The sequence below is a fragment of the Chryseobacterium sp. c4a genome, from assembly GCF_009900745.1.
Taxonomy (GTDB): domain Bacteria; phylum Bacteroidota; class Bacteroidia; order Flavobacteriales; family Weeksellaceae; genus Chryseobacterium.
The window spans coordinates 206,049-226,802 of sequence record NZ_WXVU01000003.1; the positions used below are offsets into that span (position 1 = coordinate 206,049).

13 protein-coding genes are annotated in these 20,754 nt (G+C 37.0%); 3 read left to right on the forward strand and 10 right to left on the reverse strand.

Going from position 1 to position 20,754, the window contains the following annotated elements:
* Positions 1-86 precede the first annotated feature (86 nt).
* The 10 genes from GTR01_RS06955 to GTR01_RS07000 all read right to left on the reverse strand — a co-directional run bounded on the left by GTR01_RS06955 (position 87) and on the right by GTR01_RS07000 (position 18,050).
* On the reverse strand, positions 87-2,492 hold the full coding sequence (locus GTR01_RS06955; protein ID WP_160137138.1) for an endo-beta-N-acetylglucosaminidase H: 2,406 nt from the start codon (positions 2,490-2,492) through the stop codon (positions 87-89).
* A 60-nt stretch (positions 2,493-2,552) separates the two neighbouring features.
* A complete protein-coding gene (locus GTR01_RS06960; RefSeq protein WP_228452176.1) occupies positions 2,553-4,703 on the reverse strand; it encodes an endo-beta-N-acetylglucosaminidase H in 2,151 nt (716 codons plus the stop codon).
* A 108-nt stretch (positions 4,704-4,811) separates the two neighbouring features.
* Positions 4,812-6,239, reverse strand: a complete 1,428-nt coding sequence (locus tag GTR01_RS06965; RefSeq protein WP_160137140.1) for a glycoside hydrolase family 125 protein — start codon at positions 6,237-6,239, stop codon at positions 4,812-4,814.
* A 34-nt stretch (positions 6,240-6,273) separates the two neighbouring features.
* Positions 6,274-8,505, reverse strand: coding sequence for a GH92 family glycosyl hydrolase (locus tag GTR01_RS06970; RefSeq protein ID WP_160137141.1), 2,232 nt, complete (start codon positions 8,503-8,505; stop codon positions 6,274-6,276).
* A gap of 173 nt (positions 8,506-8,678) precedes the next feature.
* A complete protein-coding gene (locus GTR01_RS06975; RefSeq protein ID WP_317167586.1) occupies positions 8,679-9,656 on the reverse strand; it encodes an endo-beta-N-acetylglucosaminidase family protein in 978 nt (325 codons plus the stop codon).
* Positions 9,657-9,734: 78 nt separating this feature from the next.
* Complete coding sequence (locus tag GTR01_RS06980; protein ID WP_160137142.1) at positions 9,735-10,706, reverse strand: glycoside hydrolase family 130 protein; 972 nt, start codon at positions 10,704-10,706, stop codon at positions 9,735-9,737.
* 24 nt (positions 10,707-10,730) lie between these two features.
* Complete coding sequence (locus GTR01_RS06985) at positions 10,731-12,032, reverse strand: MFS transporter (RefSeq protein ID WP_160137143.1); 1,302 nt, start codon at positions 12,030-12,032, stop codon at positions 10,731-10,733.
* A 157-nt stretch (positions 12,033-12,189) separates the two neighbouring features.
* A complete protein-coding gene (locus tag GTR01_RS06990) occupies positions 12,190-13,827 on the reverse strand; it encodes a SusD/RagB family nutrient-binding outer membrane lipoprotein (RefSeq protein ID WP_160137144.1) in 1,638 nt (545 codons plus the stop codon).
* Positions 13,828-13,844: 17 nt separating this feature from the next.
* Positions 13,845-16,805, reverse strand: a complete 2,961-nt coding sequence (locus GTR01_RS06995) for a SusC/RagA family TonB-linked outer membrane protein (protein ID WP_160137145.1) — start codon at positions 16,803-16,805, stop codon at positions 13,845-13,847.
* A 366-nt stretch (positions 16,806-17,171) separates the two neighbouring features.
* Positions 17,172-18,050, reverse strand: coding sequence for an AraC family transcriptional regulator (locus GTR01_RS07000; RefSeq protein WP_160137146.1), 879 nt, complete (start codon positions 18,048-18,050; stop codon positions 17,172-17,174).
* A gap of 254 nt (positions 18,051-18,304) precedes the next feature.
* On the opposite strand from GTR01_RS07000, the gene GTR01_RS07005 reads away from it, so the two are divergent.
* From GTR01_RS07005 to GTR01_RS07015, 3 genes are all read left to right on the forward strand, one after another.
* Positions 18,305-18,721 (forward strand): OsmC family protein, encoded by a 417-nt coding sequence (locus GTR01_RS07005; RefSeq protein ID WP_160137147.1) that lies wholly within the window; start codon positions 18,305-18,307, stop codon positions 18,719-18,721.
* Between the two features lie 126 nt (positions 18,722-18,847).
* Positions 18,848-19,450, forward strand: a complete 603-nt coding sequence (locus GTR01_RS07010) for a TetR/AcrR family transcriptional regulator (protein ID WP_160137148.1) — start codon at positions 18,848-18,850, stop codon at positions 19,448-19,450.
* 13 nt (positions 19,451-19,463) lie between these two features.
* Positions 19,464-20,732, forward strand: coding sequence for an acetyl-CoA C-acetyltransferase (locus GTR01_RS07015; protein WP_160137149.1), 1,269 nt, complete (start codon positions 19,464-19,466; stop codon positions 20,730-20,732).
* Positions 20,733-20,754 lie beyond the last annotated feature (22 nt).

Below are 20,754 nucleotides of genomic sequence, written 5' to 3' on the forward strand. Positions count from 1 at the left end.
ACAGACAAACAAGAGGATAGACTGCCTGTCTGTTTTATAATAATCTTTTTTATCTTCTTTCAGATAAACAGTTGGATAACTGATTGTTATTTTACAATGATCTTACCTGATGATACTACTTTATTTTTTGAGGATGTGATTTTGTAAATATAAGTACCAGTGGTTAAATCCTGAGTATTCACTGTATTATTATTTTGATTAACATTCTGCTTTTTTAATAATTTTCCTGAAACATCGTAGAACGAAACTTCACTGGAGTTATCAGTAATGGTAAAGTGAATATCACTTCCTCTTTTAACTGGGTTTGGATACACAGTATTGTTCTCTTTTACAGTCTCAGCATCTCTTACAGATAAAGATCCATTACAAGGAACCTCTGTTTTCCAATTGGTATCGCTCATATTCACCAATGTTGCAAAATGCGTATTTGGAGTGGTGTCCAGAGCGCCTATTCCACTTCCTTCATCCATTTTCCAATTGGCTTCCAGCCCTTGTGAGTTTGCTGCTACATTACAGCTGTTACTCATAATCTCCTGAGCTGTCAATGCTCTTTTCCACACTCTAAATTCATCCAAAGAACCATTCAGAGCTCGGGAGTTGTCATAATTTCTGGCTAAATAAAGAATACCGTTTGCTGTAAAGTTGCCTGTAACCGGAGTACTTGCATCAAGATTACCATTCACATATAATTTCATTGCAGTTCCATCATACATTGCGGCTACATGATACCATGTATTGGTATTAAATGATGTATTGGTATTCATTTTCACCTGAGAAGAACCGAAACTTAGGATAAACTGAAGTTTATTATTAGCCAGACCACCATCCCCAAATCTCAACATAGCAGAGTTGTTATCTCCTACTTCAATACCAAGAACTGATGAAATATTAGGGAAAGCAGATTTGAATGCATTTACTTTTACCCAGCCTTCAATGGTTACAGCATTTCCACTTAGATTAAACTGTCCCGCATTCAGATAATTTGTACTTCCATTAAAGGAAAGTGATCTTGAGCCAGGGCTTGTCACAGGTGCAAAACCGCTATTGAACGCTCCTTCTCCTGAATAATTACTTGTAGTTCCTCCATTACATGCTGCCTGCACTTTCCAAACATAGCTTGTATTAGGACTAAGATTCTGCAAGGAATAGCTGTTGGTGTTAATATTCTGAACTTCATTCCATGCAGTAGCTGCAGTGGTTTTGTATTGTAATGTGTAAGAAGAAGCTGTTCCTGCATCCCATGATAACTGCGTTGAATTTCCGAGATAGCTTCCGGACACCAATCCTGAAGGTGTTGCACACCCATTTCCTGAATTAAATCTAGGAGCAAAAAGGTAAGTACTTGTCAATGTCGGAGAGCAATTCGATTGTATTCTCCAATCGTAATCCGTATTCAAGGTCAGATTATTGATTACCACATTACTTCCTGAATAATTACTTGCTACATTCACCCATGTTGTTGAATTTGCGGGTTTATAATCGATATTATAGGTTTGAGAAGCATTGGATGTCCAATTTAATTTGGCTGAAGTCCCTGTAACATTACTCACATCAAGCCCTAACGGCGGATCACAGGTTTGTCCCTGGCTCCATGAATATAACTGTCCGCTTAATTGGGCATTTTCATTATAAAGAATATTGGTTCCGGTACTCAGGTAATTAGCAACATTGGTTCCTCCCAGGTCATACCACATAAATACACCATAGCCATCATTCTTTGTATTGGTTGCTAAAGTCGCTAATGTAGATGCTGGAGTAGATCCTGAGTTTGAGTTTTGTATCCAGGTTGCTGCGGGAGAAAGTTTTGTTTTATCAAGAGGCGGAACATTAGGTACAATATAGTTTCCGTATATCGCATTCCAGCTGTAGTTGATATAATTTCCTGCTAAATCTCCATTGTAAGTTTGTCTTGAAGTAGCGGGACCATAATAATAGAAAGTAATTAGCTTATCAGGCATCGCAGCTCTAAGTTCTTGTAATAACATGACAAAAGAGCTGTTATTAGGCTGCCCTGTTCCGTTATTTCCATATCCTGCGTATTCATCATCAAGATCTACTCCATCCAAACCATAGGTGTTTACTGTATGCGCTACCTGTAATGCAAAATCTCTTGCTGCTTCACGATTCGGGAAATTGGAGATCCCTGCTCCCTGGTGATTTCCCAGTATATCCAATAATACCTTAATTCCTTTTTGCTGTAAAGGTTTTACATAGGTGTTTACATCATTCAGAACCTTCGTTACATTATTATTGTTTGAGATATAGGCTCTGTTTTTAGAAACATCATAATTGATATTGGCAGCGAAGATAATAGCTACATCAAAAAGCTGTCTGTTCGTATTCTGTAAAGTATAAGAACCTGCATTCAGCATATTGTTGTTATTTACTTCCACATAACAGACTCCCAAAGGATTAAGCTGCTGGGCTTTGAGCTGAGAGCCGGCCTGCAGCATTAAGGCCATTAGGGGAATAAGAAAGGATTTTTTTTTCATTGTATATTAATTTTATTAGAATAGGAAAAGCCATTGAGCCTAAGCCCAATGACTGTTTTATTATTTTATCATTAATTTCTCTGTCTGTTTTATACTTCCATTCTGAGATTCAAACTGAAGGATATAATTTCCTGATTGCATTCCGGAGGATTCAAACTGATTGTTTCCTGTATTCAATGATTTTGTTCCCATAATTCTTCCATAAAAATCAAAGATTGTCAATTTGCCTTTGTTATATTCATCGGGAACAGAAACTGTAAATGATGAAGATTTGCTGATTGGATTCGGGAATATTTTGATGAGATCTTTAGTATTTATTTCTCCAGCACTTATACTTCTTTGAGCAGATGTTGTTTTTGAAGTTCCTGCAGCACACGGAAGATCTGTTCCCCAATTGGACGCATCCACACCAGTGAGGGTTAAAGTTGCTCCATTTCCTGAACTATCCTGAACTGTAGAACCACTTCCTTCGTTAAATTTCCAATAGGCTGCTAAAGAAGAAGCAGGAAGTGAAACATTACACATATTCTGGCTGATTTCCGTCTGACTTAACGCTCGCTTCCAAACTCTAACCTCATCTATTTTACCGTTAAAATTTCTAGATGTATTATAGGAATAACCAACATTAAAGGCTCCGTTTGAGCTAAGGCTTCCTGTTTGAGCTCTGCTTGCATCTAGAGTCCCATTAATATAAAGTTTCATTGAAGCTCCATCGTAAGTTGCTGCTACATGATACCAGGTATTAGCATTTAATGCTGTAGTGGAAGCCAGTTTTTGTTGTACATTATTGATACTTACTACAAATTGAAGTTTATTATTGGCCAGACCGGCATCTCCTAATCTTAATAACGCTGAATTAGAATCACCAACTTCTGTTCCCATAATAGACGAGATAAACGGAGATGCTGATTTGAAGGAGGAAGGCTTAATCCACCCTTCAAAAGACAATGCTGAACCTGTCAGATTAAGATTTCCGGCAGCTCCTGATTCACTTGTTCCATCCAGAGAAAGAGCATAAGAACCGGAAGGTGTTGTTCCTCCTGATCCACTGTTGAATCTTGGAGCAAACATATAAGCACTTTTTACACTGCAATTTGTTCTGATTCTCCAGTCATATTCGGTATTGGCTGCTAATCCGGAAACAGTTACAGAGGTTGAATTTGTTGCGGACACGGCATTAGTCCATGTTGTTGAAGAAGCTGGTTTATAATCAATATCATAAGTATTCGTTCCTACTGCAGACCAGTTTAATTTTGCGCTTGTTCCGGTAAGATTGCTTGTATACAATCCGATAGGAGCATCACAATTGGTTCCTTGTGACCAAGATTGTAAAGTTCCACTTAAAACGGTTGGTTGTCCATATAATGTTTGGGTTCCTGCGGAGAGTTGGGATGTTTCATTGGTTCCATGAAGATCATACCACATAAATACTCCATATCCGCCATTCTTTGTCTGAGTGGCCAGGCTGGTTGTCGTAGAATTGGAAGTATTTCCCATCCATACTGCTGCAGGAGAAATTTGGGCTTTGGTAAGCGGAGGAACATTTGGCGCAGAGAATGTTCCGTACATGGCATTCCAGCTGTAATTTACGTTATCTCCTACTCTGGCTCCATTCCATGAAAGCCTTGAAGCGGCATCTCCATAATAATAGAATGAAATGATTTTATCCGGAAGGAGTGCTCTTAATTCCTGAACAAGCATTACAAAAGAGCTGTCATTAGGCTGTCCAGTTCCATTTTTTCCATATTCTGAATATTCATCATCAAAATCAATCCCATCTAATCCGTAAGTATTTACTGTATTCGCCAGTTGCAAAGCAAAATCTTTAGCCGCCTCACGAGTAGGGAAATTACATATTCCTGCACCTTGGTGATTTCCAAGAATGGTAAGAACTACCTTCATTCCTTTCTGCTGAAGTGGTTTTATGTAGGTATCCGCATTCGTAAGAACTTTAGTAACATTATTATTAGAATACAAGTAGGCTCTTCCACGGCTGGTATCATAATTAATATTAGCCGCAAAAATATTCACCACATTGAATAGATAACTACCCGATGTTTGCAATTTGTACGCTCCTGCATTCAGGATGTTGTTATTGTTCACTTCTACATAGCATATCCCTGTAGGGGTAAGCTGTTGTGCATTAAGCAGAGAACCTGACTGTAGCGCGATGGCCATCAGTGCTGTGGTAAGGATTGATTTTTTTTTCATTGTATAATTTTTAAGGTGTTTTGATGTTTGATTTTTATATAGCATTCCCTGGATTCCCTCTTTTTCAAGGAAGGTATCTTAGAAGAATTGGCCATATAAAATGGAGGGTTATTTCAGTAATTCAGGGTTTTCGTTAAAGGTTTTCCATAACAATTCGCCAAATAATGTATTCGCCCATGCAAACCATTCTCTGGTAAATTTTTTGTCATTGTCTTTATGGAAGGATTCATGCATAAAGCCTGTCCCGCCGTGCGTTTTCTGTAAAGTATCTATACACCATTTGATCTCACCTTTATCTTTTGAAGTGAGCGCTTTCATAATGATACTCATAGGCCAGATCATATCCAATCCAATATGTGGCCCTCCTATCCCTTCTGCCAGTTTTCCTTTAAAGAAGAACGGGTTGTTTTCCGACCAGACAAATTTTCTTGTATTCTGATAAACAGGGTCGTCTGCTTTCACCGCATCCAGATAAGGTAATCCTAACAAACTTGGGCAGTTCGCATCATCCATCAGGTTATAACTTCCAAAGCCATTTACTTCAAAAGCATATATTTTTCCAAATTCAGGATGATTGTAAATTCCATATTTTTTGATGGCTGTATCTACTTCATCAGCAAGGCTATTTAATTGCTGAGCCAATGTTTTTTCATTTTTTATCTGAGAAACCATTTCTGCTGCCTGGCGTAAGCTTACCACAGCAAATAAGTTTGAAGGAATTAAAAATCCATATATTGTAGCATCATCACTTGGGCGGAACATGGAGCTGATAAGGCCTACAGGTTTTGTTGGGTAACCATATCCACCCATAGGAACTCCGTCGGTAGCCCAGGCTGTTGTGCGTTCAAATTGGTAAGGCCCTAAATCTTTTTTTCTCTGCTGTTCGGTAAAAGTCTGCAAAGTAAGTTTTATTCCCTGCAGCCAATTGTTATCAAATGGTTTTGTATCTCCGGTTGTTTTCCAGAAATGATAGGCCAGACGGATAGGGTAACACAGAGAATCGATTTCCCATTTTCTTTCATGGGTTCCCGGTTTCATATCGGTATGATCATACTCTTTCCATTTGCTTATTTTCTTATCATCATTGTAGAATGCATTGGCATAAGGATCTTTCAGGATGAAAGTGGTCTGCTTGTGGATAACTCCAGAAATCAGTTTATGAAGTTTCTCATCTTTCTTTGAGAACTGCAGATAAGGGAATACTTGTGCAGAGCTGTCACGAAGCCACATCGCGTCAATATCTCCTGTAATCACATAAGTATCCGGTGTTCCATTGGTTTCACTATAGAAGACCGTAGTATCTAATGTATTGGGGAAACAGTTTTCAAAAAGCCAGCTCAATTCTTTATTGTTTACTTTCTTTTTAAAGGCTGCAATAGCACTTTCTACAGATTCACTGGTAAAATGTCTTTTATCTTTAGAAACACGGACAATAGGAAAATCCTCTGTCACCAGGTTTTTGGCAAAAACATTCTGAGTAAATAGCAATCCAGCTCCTGCCAGTGCACTTGTTTTAATAAAATCTCTCCTTTCCATTGATACGTTTATTTCGTTTATTTTTTATTAGTCTTTATTTTACAGGCTTACTTCCCATTACAAATCTTAGCTCACCGCCATTCATAATATCACTGTGATTCAGTTCCCAGCTTTTATACTCTTTTCCGTTCAGAAACATTTTCTGTACGTAGATATTTTTATCTGAAATCTTATCTGCAATCACTGTAAAGGTTTTTCCGTTTTCCAATTGTAAAGATGCTTTCGGAAACTGGGGAGCTCCAATGGCATACACGGGCTTTCCTGGGGTAACAGGATAGAATCCTAATGATGAGAAAATATACCATGCTGACATCTGTCCGCAGTCTTCGTTATTTACAATTCCATCTGGTTTGGCGGCATACATATTATCACGGATGTATTTTACCATTTTTTGGGTTTTATAAGGACTTCCTGCATAATTATACAAGTATGGAACATGATGTCCCGGTTCATCTCCAAATCCTAAAGATCCGATAAACCCTGAGATATCTACATGCTGCTCACCTTCCATATGAAGGGCTTCAGAAAATGTCTTATCTAATTTTTCTTCAAACCCTTTCTTTCCGCCATATAGATTCATCATTTCATCGATCTGATGTGGAACAAAGAAATCATAAGCCCAGATATTTCCGGAAACCCAATGTGGTTGAAGCTTTTTCCAATCATTAAGAGGAAAGTCTGCTAAGAATTTCCCATCTTTTTGTCTTGGCCAAAAATGATTATTTTCTTTATTAAAAGTATTCAGGAAGTTCATAGAACGTTTTCTGTACACTTCTGCTTCTTCTTTCTTTCCTAATTTTTCTGCCAGCTGCTGAATACACCAGTCATCATAAGAATATTCTAAAGTTGCAGAAACGGATGCTCCATTTTCTGAAGGAGAATAGCCTAACTTAATATAATCATTAAGGCCACCTCCACCATCACTACTGCTCATTTTATCGGTCAGAGAAGCATCTTTCATGGCTGCAAACGCTTTTTCGCTATCAATACCTGGTACTCCTTTTGAAATAGCATCCCAGATTACTGATGCACTGTGATAACCTAGCATACAGAAATTATCATATCCGCATAATTCCCAGATTGGCATGTGATCTTTACGATCCGTATATCGGCTGATTAAGGAATTGGCAAATTCTTTTGTGTGTTTTTGATCCATAATAGTTAGCAAAGGGTGCGTGGCTCTGAATCCGTCCCAATAGGAATAAGTACTGTAGTTCGTAAACCATTTGGTATTCATATTTTCCTCGGCAGCTACGTAATCTCCGTTTACATCCATATAAAGATTCGGAGCAATAAAGGTGTGGTACACTCCTGTATAGAAAATTTTTCTTTGATTATCTGTTCCTCCGCTTACCTGGAATCTGCTGATAAGATCACGCCATGTCTTTTGTGCGGTTTCTTTAGCTTGTGCAAAATCTACGTTTTTAGCTTCTGCATCAAAGTTTTCCTGAGCATTTTCTGTGCTTACCGGAGATAGTGAAACTTTCACTTCGATGCTCTCATTAGCTTCTGTAGCAAATCTTACAAAGGCTTTCGCATCTTTAGCCAATGCAATTTTTTCGTTGTTTTTTATCTTTCCTTCAGCATATACTCCATAGGATTTGAACGGTTTGGAAAATTCCATAACAAAATAGGCAAACCTTTTTCCACCCCATCCATTGCTATAGCAATATCCTTTAATCTTATTGTTGCCTTCTACGCTTACTAATGTGTGGTAAATATTTCCGAAGATTTTATTGGTGGGATCAATAATGATATTGGCTTCATCAGTCTTTGGGAAAGTATATTTATGGAATCCCACTCTTGGAGAAGTGGTAAGTTCTGCTTTAACACCATAGCTATCCAGCATTACCGAATAATACCCGGGTACAGCAGTTTCTTTATCATGACTGAAGGTTGAGCGATATCCTGTTTCAGGTTTGTCTTCTGATCCCGGAACCATTTTTACCTGCCCTACCGTTGGCATTACCAAAATATCTCCAAGATCTGCCCAACCTGTTCCGCTAAGGTGATTATGACTGAATCCCATAATCGTTTTACTGCTGTAATGATATCCGGAACACCAATCCCAGTCACCACTTTTCGTATTCTGATCCGGGCTCAGCTGAATCATTCCAAAGGGTGTTGTTGCGCCCGGAAATGTATGCCCATGCCCTCCGGTTCCAATAAATGGATCTACCCAGGATAATACATCATTTTTATTTTGTTGGGCATTTGCTGTAAAAACTAAGGCTGTAAAAAATGAAATAAGCAGTTCTTTTTTCATGATGTTTAAAATAAGTAGATCAAGTATTAAAGGTATTTTTATCAAAAGTAAAAAATTTACGTGCTATTATTCGTACAGAACACCTTGCTTCGCTATTTTTTTTCACATTCTGATGAGATTTCTATATTTTTAAGCTTTCCGAGTATTAATCGGAAAGCTATATTGATTTTAAATTAAGGATTCATAATTTTAATCAGGTCATTGGTAACTTTAAAATTAGGCTTTAAAAGTCTGTCGTCATGTTGTGACTCAAGTGGAGCGTCGCGATCTATAGCATAAGAGAATACCCCTCCTTTCTTTCCTGTTGCAGGTTCCCAGCGGGTGTAATCATAGGCTCTCCCGGTACCATTCTGTGGATATTTTACATCATCCCAATAATTGGTAGGGTACCCTCTTTCTTCATAAAATGAAAAACCTGGTAAAAACTTTTTCATGCTGATATAAGGTGCATAGAGTGCAGAAACATTATTCAATCTTGCAATGCTACCGCCATACGCCTGATAGAATGTGTAATTATAATAAGCTGCTGTCTGAGTAAAAAAGTTTGTAGGATTCTGATTCGTATCATACACAAATAATTTTCCTGTTCCCGATTTTGGCCCAAAATACTTAGAGAGCGCTTTTGCTGCTGCAACATATTTAATGAGCGTTTCGCCTCTAGGATTACTTTCTATATCGATATCAACGCCATCTAAATTGTATTCACCAACCCATTTATCATGAATTCCCTTAGCCCATGCTGAATACCCTATAGAGTCCTGCGTTCCGGTTGTGGTAGCATTCTTCAGATCTCCTAATGTGATAATAACCTTTGTTCCTCTTTTATGAAGATAGGGTACATAATTTGTTTTTAACATATTCCAATAGGCATTACCAGGAGGTGTTTCATAGGGGAATACCATTGCGATATCCAGACTGTCTGGTAAAGACCTCATACTTGGAATATTTCCTGCCACGGTAGCACTATCTCTCCAGGTACGATAATATCCTACTGAAATTTCGTGATCACTATTCTTGTAAGCAATAAGGTTTTCAAATTTTGTTTTTCCACCTGAATTGCTGTCATTCGGTTCATTACTTGTACATTTTACAAATAATGCTGCTGTAATAAAGAGACCCGAGACTAAATAGAAGTTTACATGTTTCTTCATAGTTGTATTTTGAATTTGGTTGTTATATCATGAGATCCGGGAATTAAGTATCTTTTGGGAAACTAGATTGATAATACTTTAAATGGAGTTCTTTTTCATAAAATCGATGATTTCTGAAATATGTCCGAAGGCAATAGCCACTACAGTATCCGCTGCTCCATAGTATACTGTTACTTTATCACCTTCCGTTAAAGCGGCACAAGGGAAAACTACATTAGGTACATCTCCTGCCAACTCATACAACTCTGCGGGAGCTAATAAATAAGGTTTTGTTCTATACAATACTTTCGAAGGATCTTCAAGATCAAGCAAAGCAGCCCCCATTGAATATCTAAACCCGTTACAAGTATTGATTACTCCATGATAAAAAAGCAGCCATCCTTCTTCTGTTTTGATAGGAACGGGGCCACCGCCAATCTTAGTACACTGCCATGCACTGTCTTCAAAAGGAGTTACTTTCATCACACAACGATGCTCACCCCAATATTTCATATCAGGACTATAGCTGATATAAATATCTCCAAAAGGTGTATGTCCATTATCACTTGGACGGCTCAACATGGCATATTTACCATTGATTTTCTCCGGGAAAAGAACTCCATTTCTGTTGAAAGGAAGGAATGCATTTTCACATTGAAAAAATTCCTTAAAATCAAAAGTATATCCAATTCCGATAGTAGGCCCATTATATCCATTACACCATGTGATCCAGTAACGGTCTTCTATAAAGGTAACACGAGGATCATATTTGTAATCGGATTCAATCATATCGGTATTCCCCGCCTGCATTTCAATAGGATTGTGATTGATATCCCAATTGATTCCATCTTTACTAAACCCTGCAAAAATATTCATCTGTACGGCTTTATTATCGCAACGGAATACTCCTGCAAAACCATCTTCGAAAGGAATTACTGCGCTGTTGAATACACTATTGGATGTTGGTATTGCATATCTGTCAATGATCGGGTTTTCGGAAAACCTCCACATAATATCATTACAACCTTCCGGGCGATCCTGCCAAGGGATCATTACTGATTGAGCTGTCATAAAGTATAATTTACTTTTTAAAATTTATTTATTAATGATTGGTTCTTCTTTCTGATTTTCTGAATAAGGGAAAGGAACAAATAAAGTCACAAGAAATGCAGGAATTGTAGCAATCAGCACCCAGATAAAGAACATTTTATACCCTATCCAGTCACTAATCATTCCGCTGAACATTCCCGGAATCATTACTCCTAGGTTCATAATTCCTGTGGCAAAAGCATAATGGGCTGTTTTATGTTTTCCGGGAGCAATCTGCTGCATCATATAAAGCATTAATCCCACAAACCCGAATCCATAACCGAAATATTCTACAACAACAGCTATTCCTACAGGTAAAAGATCAACCGGTTGATAGTAAGCTAATAATGCATATACCACAAATGGAATATTGAATGCACAGCATAACCATATTAATGATCTCTTCAATCCGCGAGCTGAAATAAAATACCCCGCCAAAACAGACCCTAAAATAAATGCTGCAGAACCATAGGTTCCATAGATAAGCCCGATATCTGAAGTTGACAATCCCAGTCCACCTGAAGTTCTTGGGGCTTTAAAGAATAAAGGAGCAATTTTGATTGCAAAACCTTCTGCAAAACGGTACAAAATGATAAACAGGATACACCACAGAATTTTCTTTTTGGTAAAGAAAGAGGTAATCACTTCCCATAATTCTTGGCGAACATTTCCTGCTGTTTTTTCATCTTTCTGATTTTTCTCTTCTTTAGGTAAAATCAAATAATGATACGCAGCTAATGCGAAGAATAATAATGCATAAATCACCATAATGATCATCCAGGCATTGGTAACTCCTTTTGTTTTCTCTAAAACTCCGGCAACATATACTAAAGCTCCGCTGCTGATAATTTTAGCAAGATTGTAAAACGCTCCCTGCCAACCAATATATCTGGCCTGTTCTTTATTACTTAGAAAACCAATATAGGTTCCGTCTGCAACAACATCATGAGTTGCTCCACAAAATGCAACGACAGCAAAAAGCGCAATACTGTATTTGAAAAAATCATGTAAAGGCAGGCTTAATGCGATAAGAGCAAACAGAATTCCTATGGCAAACTGGGTAACAACAACGAAGAATTTTTTGGTTTTATAGATCTCCAGAAACGGGCTCCAAAGCGGTTTTAACGTCCATGAAAACATAATAAGTGCCGTCCAGAATGTGATCTGTGAATCCGAAACTCCCATGTCTTTATACATGATTCCTGAAACCGCATTAATGGTTACAAAAGGTACTCCCATTGCAAAATATAATGTGGATATCCAAAGAATCGGCTGAATCCGACGGGTTCCGGAGTTGTTTTTTCCCATATTTAAAAATAAGATTCTAAAGAAAAAGAGAACATCTCAAGGCTCATTCCGGCTAAAAAACGAAACTATAAATTTTTTGGAGAGCCTACGTACCTCTCCTGCCTGAATGAATCAGATAAATCTGACCTGAGATGTCTCTGTATGATTTAAGATTTGATTATTTTTTATCCCACCATAGCTTGGTACCTCCTGTATCCGGCCCATTAAGCATTTGTGCGGCTTGCTGATAATTATACAATGATGTTTTAGTACTGATGGTATAAGGAATTCTTCGAATCATTTCTTCCGTACTGATCGTTCCACCACTATTATTTTCTCTTACTTTGAAAAGAATCGGGTATCCTGTTCTTCTTTGTTCAGCCCATGCTTCAGGGCCATTAGGATAAAGAGAAAGCCATTTTTGAGTAATAATTCTTTCCAGCTTTCTTTCATTAGAGTCACTATTATTCCATGCGATGGTAATCGTACTTAACTGAGGATCTCCTGCATTTACGTTATTGGAAGCATTTTTAGGATCTACATAAGGCATTTCTGTATCTGTGGAGTTAGCAAGATAAGTACTTACATCCGCTGCCTTTCCCCATTCTCCGAAAGACTGCTGTACCCCGGTTTGATAATTAGTCTGTATATCTCCTGCTCCTGCATATCCTCTCAATGCCGCTTCAGCTTTTAGAAACCAGGTTTCTGCAGCTGTAAATATTTTAAGCTTACCATCTGTTGCTGAAAAATAATCTGCTGATGCCGCTTTTGCCTGAGGTTTAGAGAATTCTCCATAGGTCGACTTACCATTTAATAAATTAATTCCCTGACGTATTCCTAAATACTTATATTGGGTAATATCCTTAATCTGAGGATCTGTTGTTGGAAGGGCATAAGCAGGAAGTCTAGGATCTTTATACCCGTTCATATAAGCCATTAGAGGAGCTCCTATCATACAATCGCCATAGCTATAAATAATTAGACTTAATTCAGACTGACCTACACTTATTAAAGCATTATCTGTATTTTCTGTAATAAGTCCTGCGGATGAAGACAATGCTTCCTCAGCATATTTTCTTGATTTTGCAGGATCTGCATAACTCATTCTCATCGCCAACCTCAACTTAAGAGAATTAGCAAGTTTTGCCCACTGAACCATACTTCCACCGTACACTAAATCAGCTTTCTTAAGAGCTGATTTATCTTCTATTCTTTCCGTAGCAGAAGTTGCAATTACTTTTTGTAAGTCGTTGATAGCAGAGGTTAGATCTGCAATAAAATAATTATAAGCAGCTTCCTGAGAATCGAAGTCGGTTACTCCATTAGGATTAGGTGTTGAATATTTACTATATACAACTGGGCCATGATTATCGGATACTCTTGCAGCAGTAATCACTTTCAGTATGTTTTTTACAGCAAAGAAACCCGTAAAATCTCTCCCTGCATATATTTTATTAGCAGCATCATCAATAATCAGAGATAAATTGAAAATATCCTTTTGTTTATTGATAATTTTATTATTCCAATCCTCCACCATGGAATACGTCAGGTTATTTACTCCACCATTAAATGGAGTGGCTGTACTGAACATTCCGCTGTACATATCCGCACTAAGGTTAGGATACCTCTGATAATCTGCCTGCAACTCTCTTTGCATGGATTTCATAGGATCTACAATTGCCTTAAAGTCTGCATAAAAATTTTCCGGGCCACCTAATTTTTCTTGATTATACTGTTCAAAATCATTGGTACATCCTGTAGCTGAAAACAACATTACAGTTCCAAATGCTACTATTTTAATATGATTGAATTTCATTTTTGTAATTGTAAAAGTTAGAAATTAGCTTTTAATGATAATCCGATAGATCGGGTAACCGGCAATCCAAATGAGTCTACCCCTACTCCTCCTGGTGTATTTCCAGATACTTGCTCAGGATCAAACGGTGCTTTTTTATAGAAGAAAAAGAGGTTGGATCCCACTAAGCTAACTGTCGCATTTCTCATATATTTTGAGTTGACATCGAATGTATATGAAATAGAAGCCTGGCGTAAACGTACTGTTGTAGCACTGTATATATAAGCTTCATCAATTCCTTTTGCATACCCTTCTGTTGTTCCTACAGCTTTATAATATTCTCTTGGGTCTGTTAAACCTGTATAGGCTTGCCCTGCATTAGCTGTTCCTGGTGCATATACAGCATTAGGAATAGAGACCCCTCCGGCATTTCTTACATCAGCAGAAGCCTGACTTACCCCATAGAAGTCATTTGCTTTTTCAGTAAGAGAAAGAACCTGACCTCCAAATTTACCATCGATAAGGAAAGAAATTCCAAGTTTACCAATATTAAATGTATTACTGAATCCCATAATAAATTTAGGGTTTGGATTTCCTAAATAAGAAGGATTACTTTCTGCCATAGGAACTCCTTTGTCATTTACCAGAATACGCCCCTGCTCATCTCTTTTGAATTTTATTCCATAAAGGTCACCAAAAGATCCGCCCAATTTAAGTTGCGTATACTGTCCACCACCGGTAAGTGTAAAAAGCTGATCCTGCGGAATGCTTAAACTAGGTGGAAATAACTCAACAATGGTATTTTTATTAGCTGAACCGTTCACCATAGTTGTCCAACCGAATTTTTCTGAACTTAATACCTTATAAGATAATGAAGCTTCAAAACCGGTATTTTTAATTTTACCTGCATTGATGTAGTATGAACCTGTAGGAATTCCCCCTAAGTTGGAATAGATTGTTGTTTCCAGCAACTGATTGGTTGCGTTTGAATTATAATACGTAATATCAAAACTTAATCTATTATTCAATAATCTGAATTCCGTTCCTGCTTCAAAAGTCTTGTTTAATTCCGGTCTAGGGAAAAGTTCTTTGTATCTAGGGTCTGTAACAAATGAGCTCTTAGGGTATACGATATTTCCGGCATCTACTCCATAAGAATATCCTTTACCATATTCAACCATTGCATTGGAAATATTAGCTGGTAAACCTAAACCTACAGTCGCATAAGATCCTCTGATTTTCCAAAAATTAATAACTTCCGGAAGCTTAAAAATAGAAGATAAGATAGCATTTGCTCCTACAGATTCGTAATCAAATCCGGTTCTTCCAGTGAGAGATAATGTAGAGTCCCAGTCATTTCTAAAGGTCATATCTACATAAAACATATTTTTGTATCCTAATGAAGCACTTGCAAATACAGATTGTACCTGCTTTTTCATATTTGTATAGATATTGTGATATCCGTCTCCAGGTTTTCTATCTACATTCCATTGTAAATTATTTAATGTAAACAGATTAGGAGCAGCAAGATAAGCGTTATCTATTTCTGTTATTTTGTTTCTTGTCGTATTGATACTTCCTCCTACTGTAAAGTCTAATGAAATAGACTCACTTATTTTGGGACTACCAACCAATAGGATATCTCCATAGGTAGAGGAATTCTCATATACATTTTTTAGGATTCTTCCATTTTCACCCCCTGCTACAAGACTAGGTGCTGAATAAGCAGCAATATCACGCTGACTATCGGAGATATTCCAGCTGTAATTCCCTCTTGCTCTTGCTGATAACCAAGGGTTAATTTGGTAGGACAATGAAATAGCACCATAAGCATTTTTGTTGCTCACGGTAACCGGATTTCTGTTTAAAATCCAGTAAGGGTTTTGTGTTTCCGGGTTTCTTTTAAAACTTCCATCCGGCTTTATCTCCCACCAATTTTGTGCAGGCAGTAACCTTTCTTTATTGAGATAGGAATAATTATTCGGTCCGTATTGGTCAAAATCTACTCCTCTCGGTAACCAGTATAAAGAAGTCAAAGGTGAGAAAGAAGCTCCCGGCGTTTGTCTGTTTTTACTTTCCTGAATGGAACCGATAAAATTGGCATCCAATGTAAGTTTATCATCTAAGAACTTACTGGAGTTTCTGAATGAAACATTATACTGATCAAAATAGGACATTGGAACAATCCCTTTATTCGTTGTATTTCCAATGGAAAAATAGTTTGTTGATTTCTCATTTCCAGACTGGAAAGAAAGGCTGTTCACCCAAGTTGTCCCTGTTTTCAGAAAATCTTTAAGATAATTTTTAGATGCTCCTCTAGCGCCCCAGCTAAATTCGTTATCTCCTGCAGCCTGACCTGGCACTGCTGGATCATAAGATAAATAGCTATTTTGCAGTTTTGGAAGGCTGTATGCATTTTCCACTGTAAGGCTGCTGCTATAAGAAATTGAACTTTTACCTATACGCCCTTTTTTTGTGGTAATCAAAATAGCTCCGTTTCCTCCGGCAGAACCATATAATGCAGAAGCAGAAGCTCCCTTCAGGAAGTTCATACTTTCAATATCATCAGGGTTTATTGAACTCAATACATCTCCAGGATCCGGCATATTAGAATACTGTCCTATTTCTGCTGATTTCCCAGTTCCATTGATAATAGGAATTCCATCAATTACATATAAAGGCTGGCTATTAGAAACCGATTTATTACCTCTCATAATTACCCTTACCGAGCTGCCTACACCATTGGTTCTATTAATTTGTACATTGGAAACTTTTCCATTAACGGCGTTTAAAAGGTTGGGCGTTTTCACTTCTGTCAGCTCATCCCCACCAATCTGCTGACTGGAATAGGTAAGAGAGCGAGCCTGTCTTTTAACCCCCAAAGAGGTGACTACGACCTCCTGAATATCGGTTGCCTTTGTAGTGTCGGCCGCTTTTTTTTCCTGTGCTACTGCAGAAAGGGAAAAAACAAATAGAACCGGTATAACTGCTTTTCTCATAAGGTTTAGATTAGTTAGATTTAATTGAGAATCAATAACATTACTTTATTTTTCAACACCAAAAAGTTTATTGTTTTTTTAGCAATATTTTGGCATTTATGGATTAAATTATTTAAAGTTTCGTTAAGATTTAATTCACATTAACAAATCTAAATTTTGTTAACAGTCAGATATAATACTATTTTATCATAAAACGATATTATTTTTTCAGCGCCTTGATTTAAACACACCTAAAACACTCAATAACAATTAATTAAACCATTATCAAAACAAATAAAAAAAGAGGAATTATCTGAGAATATATTGGAATTGAAAAAGAAAGTTATGTGAAAATCAAGGAAAATCACAAAGTAGAAAATTCTCTGGTTATTCAATTTTTTTCACCCCTTTAAACTGCTCTTTAAATTCAGTCGGGGTAGTCTTTTTAATAGATTTAAAAACTTTATTAAAATTTGCGATATTATTAAAACCTGCTTCAAAAGCAATTTCAAAGACGGTAAGATTTTTTTCCATCAACCATCGGGCAGCATAACTTATTCTGATTTCATTAAGATAATTGATAAATGTTTTTCCTGTCCTTCTTTTAATAAACCTGTTGAACGTTACATTACTCATGTTCACCAATGAAGCCACCTTATCCAGGGTTATTTTAATTTCAAAATTCTTATGAACGAAATCATGAATCACCTTCATTTTATCATTATCATCGAAGGTTTCCGATTCAATACTGTAAGATGATAAAAATGTTTTATCTTCCGCAATTGCCAATTCATTGAGAATTTTCATAATTTCTATAAAAGATTCAAAACTATTCATCTTAGACAGATTGAGAAACGAATCTTTTAGTTTCTCAGCCGTTTCTGTCGAAAACAAAATCCCTCTGATCGAATCTTTCATTAGATTATTGATCGGCTTCAGAACATTTTTCTGCATCATAGACTGATTAAAAAAGTCTTGATTAAACTGAATGGTGATTTCGTGAGTTTTCCTGTTCTTACATTTATAATTAGCCCAACAATGTGGTAAGTTAGGCCCAACCAACACCAACTCTATATCCCCGATTTCTCCTGTATGATCTCCAATCATTCTGCGATATCCTTTTCCTTTGTACACAAAATTAATTTCAATCTCAGGATGATAATGATACGGAAAATCAAATGATGCCTTGATTCTGTCAAACACCAGAAAACTGTCTTCAGGAGATAGTGGAGTTATTTCTCTAAGAATATTTTCTAGTCCATTCATGCAGGCAGTTTTGAAAAAAATTAATAATAAGGTTCGCAGTACAAATATTGGTAAAAATGATAAAATAATACCAATATAAGCTTATGTTTTCTATTTTTTCATTGAAAATTTTCTCTCCATCTGCAATTTATAATTTAATAATTATGAATCATGTTTTTTTGTATATTTAATCCGAAATAATACTAAGGCTAAAGAAATACTCCTAAAAAAGGGTATTTTAAACATTAAATCAAACAATATTAAACAAAAATAATATGAGACGTAATGCAACAGCCGTTTGGAACGGTACCATTAAAGAAGGTAAAGGACATCTTACCACTCAAAGTACAACTTTGAACCAAACACAGTATTCTTTCAACAGCCGTTTTGCGGATGGAGTGGGCACAAATCCTGAAGAATTACTCGCAGCAGCCCATGCCGGATGTTTCACTATGAAACTGAGTGCAGAACTTTCACAAGCAGGATTCACTCCTGAAGAACTAACCACCACTTCCGTGATAACCCTTGATCCCAACATTGGAAAAATCACAAAATCTGAACTTACCCTAACAGCAAAAGTTCCAGGAATCACAGAAGAAGAATTTCAAAAATATGCCAAAATCGCAGAAGAAGGATGTCCCGTAAGCGCAGCATTCAATTTTGAAATTACCCTCAATGCATCATTGGCCTGATATATTTCAATTTCGTTTGTCATTTCACTCATAGCCTGAGTTTTTTATCAGTGTAAATTTATTTTACAAATAAAAATATACCGATTGGTATATTTTGTATATTTGCATTGTAAACAAGAACTGAAAATGTCAAAAGCAGAAAAGACCAAACAATTTATTATTGAGAAAACAGCAACTTTGTTCAATACCAAAGGCTATATTTCTACCTCTTTATCAGATATCACCCATGCAACTGGGTTGACGAAAGGAAGTATTTATGGAAACTTTGAGAACAAAGATCATGTTGCTATTGAGGTATATAAATATAATGCAGCACAGTTGGCCAAAATAATGAGTCGCTCTTTTAGTTCTCAATATCCAACGTCTGTAGACAAACTTTATGCTTTTGTAGATTTTTACAGAAAAAACTGGCACACTGTGTTTTTAAACGGAGGCTGCCCTCTTATGAATGCGGCAACAGAATCTGATGATGCTTTTCCCCTTCTAAAAACCCAGGTAAAAAGGTCTTTTGAAGAATGGGGTAAAAAAATATCAGCTGTAATTTTGGAAGGTCAACATAAAGAGGAAATCAGCAAAGAAGCAGATGCAGAGTATTATGCTTCTATTTTCATCATGCTTATTGAAGGAGGAATCTTACTTTCTAAAACAACAAGTGATGAAAAGTTTCTGAATATTGCATTAGACAAAGTAGCCAGCATGATCAGTAAAGAACTTAGCATCAGTTTATGATAAAACAAAAGCTATGACAACAAAAAAAGTCGCTGTTGTAGGTTACAACAGAATTCCTTTTGCAAGGATGAACACCGCTTACACAGAACAAGGAAATCAGGATCTTTTACTTGCTGCCCTCGGTGGGTTGATAGATCGCTGTCATCTGACAGGAAAAATTCTTGGTGAAGTAGCAGGTGGTGCAGTGATTAAACATATTTCGGAAAGTAATCTTATCAGAGAAACGGTAATGAATACTTCCCTCGATCCTGCAACTCCTGCGTGTGATCTCCAGCAAGCGTGTGACACAGGAATTGAAGCAGCCATTTATATTGCTAATAAAATAGCTTTGGGACAGATAGAATGTGGTATTGCATGTGGAGTGGAAGCCATGAGTAATATCCCTTTTGAATCTTCTCCAAGATTAAGAAAAGCACTATTAAAGGCTAATAAGGAAAAATCAGTATTTAAAAAAATAAAACATTTACTGAGTCCTTCCCTCAAAGATTGGATGCCTGTTCCCTATAAAGGACAGGAACCCAAAACTGGTTTGGTAATGGGAGAACATACTGAAATAACGGCACAATATTATAGAATATCCAGACAAGAACAGGATGAACTGGCGCTAAAGAGTCATCAAAATATGGCGAAGGCATATGATGAAGGTTTCTTTAATGATATGATTACCCCTGCTTTTGGACTGGATAAAGATAATAATCTCCGTCGCGATACCAGTTTGGAAAAATTGTCTCAACTAAAACCAGCTTTTGATAAACAGAACGGAACATTAACTGCCGGAAATTCGACTCCGTTTACAGACGGAGCTTCAGCTGTATTACTGGCAAGTGAAGAATGGGCAAAAAATAATAATCTCCCAATACTTGCTTATATTTCTTTTTCAGAGTTAGCAGGAATAGAATATGTCCAAAACAGACACAATCTCTTATTAGCCCCTGTATTTGCCGCAGAAAGAATGTTGAAAAAGGCAAAAATGAATCTGGAAGATTTTGACTATTATGAAATCCACGAAGCTTTTGCTGCTCAAGTACTAGCTACGATAAAAATCTGGGAAAATGACGATTTGGCTAAAGAATTCGGATTGGAAAAAGCATTAGGAAAAATCGATCGAAATAAGCTAAATGTGAAAGGAGGTAGTTTAGCTGCTGCCCATCCCTTTGCTGCAACAGGCGGAAGAATTATTGGAACCTTAGCAAAGCTTCTTGATCAAAAAGGAAGCGGAAAAGGGTTCGTTTCTATTTGCGCCGCTCGTGGACAAGGGGTCACCATGATTTTAGAAAAATAAAAAATCCTATTTTCTGGTAAAA

What these genes read in the sequence shown, in the direction of transcription:
- GTR01_RS06965 (WP_160137140.1), bottom strand. Translation starts at nt 6,239, where the DNA reads ATGGAAAGGAGAGATTTTATTAAAACAAGTGCACTGGCAGGAGCTGGA.
- GTR01_RS06975 (WP_317167586.1), bottom strand. Translation starts at nt 9,656, where the DNA reads ATGAAGAAACATGTAAACTTCTATTTAGTCTCGGGTCTCTTTATTACA.
- GTR01_RS06970 (WP_160137141.1), bottom strand. Translation starts at nt 8,505, where the DNA reads ATGAAAAAAGAACTGCTTATTTCATTTTTTACAGCCTTAGTTTTTACA.
- GTR01_RS06990 (WP_160137144.1), bottom strand. Translation starts at nt 13,827, where the DNA reads ATGAAATTCAATCATATTAAAATAGTAGCATTTGGAACTGTAATGTTG.
- GTR01_RS07000 (WP_160137146.1), bottom strand. Translation starts at nt 18,050, where the DNA reads ATGAATGGACTAGAAAATATTCTTAGAGAAATAACTCCACTATCTCCT.
- GTR01_RS07010 (WP_160137148.1), top strand. Translation starts at nt 18,848, where the DNA reads ATGTCAAAAGCAGAAAAGACCAAACAATTTATTATTGAGAAAACAGCA.
- GTR01_RS06995 (WP_160137145.1), bottom strand. Translation starts at nt 16,805, where the DNA reads ATGAGAAAAGCAGTTATACCGGTTCTATTTGTTTTTTCCCTTTCTGCA.
- GTR01_RS06960 (WP_228452176.1), bottom strand. Translation starts at nt 4,703, where the DNA reads ATGAAAAAAAAATCAATCCTTACCACAGCACTGATGGCCATCGCGCTA.
- GTR01_RS06955 (WP_160137138.1), bottom strand. Translation starts at nt 2,492, where the DNA reads ATGAAAAAAAAATCCTTTCTTATTCCCCTAATGGCCTTAATGCTGCAG.
- GTR01_RS06985 (WP_160137143.1), bottom strand. Translation starts at nt 12,032, where the DNA reads ATGGGAAAAAACAACTCCGGAACCCGTCGGATTCAGCCGATTCTTTGG.
- GTR01_RS07015 (WP_160137149.1), top strand. Translation starts at nt 19,464, where the DNA reads ATGACAACAAAAAAAGTCGCTGTTGTAGGTTACAACAGAATTCCTTTT.
- GTR01_RS07005 (WP_160137147.1), top strand. Translation starts at nt 18,305, where the DNA reads ATGAGACGTAATGCAACAGCCGTTTGGAACGGTACCATTAAAGAAGGT.
- GTR01_RS06980 (WP_160137142.1), bottom strand. Translation starts at nt 10,706, where the DNA reads ATGACAGCTCAATCAGTAATGATCCCTTGGCAGGATCGCCCGGAAGGT.